Origin of the sequence: Halomonas sp. ND22Bw (assembly GCF_003011945.1) — a bacterium.
Taxonomy (GTDB): Bacteria; Pseudomonadota; Gammaproteobacteria; order Pseudomonadales; family Halomonadaceae; genus Halomonas; species Halomonas halophila.
In genome coordinates, this window is sequence record NZ_PXWD01000193.1 from 1 (window position 1) to 437 (window position 437).

Annotated in this window: 1 pseudogene; it reads left to right on the forward strand. The window is 63.2% G+C overall.

The window, feature by feature from the left end:
- Window positions 1-359, forward strand: a pseudogene (locus CVH10_RS17640) (acetyl-CoA C-acyltransferase); the annotation flags it as partial.
- Window positions 360-437 lie beyond the last annotated feature (78 nt).

Genomic DNA, 437 nt, shown 5'->3' on the forward strand with positions numbered 1-437 from the left:
TCTATCGCGGTTTTCAGGCGGCAGGCTGCGCGCCCGAAGAAATGGGGATCGGCCCGGTGTTCGCGATTCCCAAGCTGCTCGATCGCGCCGGCCTGTCGGTGGCCGACATCGGATTGTGGGAGTTGAACGAGGCGTTCGCTTCGCAATGCCTGTATTGCCGCGACCATTTGGGGATCGATCCGGAAAAATATAACGTCAACGGCGGTGCGATCGCGGTCGGGCATCCATTCGGCATGACCGGCAGTCGGCTGGTCGGCCATGCGTTGATCGAAGGGCGCAAACGCGGGGTGCGATGGGTGGTCGTATCGATGTGCACCGCGGGCGGCATGGGCGCCGCCGGCCTGTTCGAAATCGTTTGAGGATCATGCGCGTCGCTGGGACGTTGGGCGTTCATGACCGATCCGATTGATCCGCAACACCGCCGGAAGCCCGCGTTC